Source organism: Lyngbya sp. CCY1209 (assembly GCF_055795065.1).
On record NZ_JAYFER010000170.1, the window covers coordinates 1 to 222 of the forward strand.

1 pseudogene is annotated in these 222 nt (G+C 49.5%); it reads left to right on the forward strand.

Annotated elements, in window-relative coordinates:
- A pseudogene (locus AC0QHF_RS02460) lies at positions 1-222 on the forward strand (group II intron reverse transcriptase/maturase); the annotation flags it as partial.

Here is a 222-nt window from a genome sequence, read left to right on the forward strand (position 1 = left end):
CCAAGATAACCAAGGCAAGAAAACAGCCGGAGTGGATGGAGTGATAGCGATATCCCCGAAACAAAGGTTCACCCTTGGTGAGGAAATCAAAGGAAACTTCAAAGCTAAACCACTACGGAGAGTCTGGATACCAAAACCCGGACGCGATGAAAAACGCCCTCTGGGAATCCCGACGATTCGAGATAGAGCCAAGCAAGCCTTGGTCAAGATGGCAATGGAACC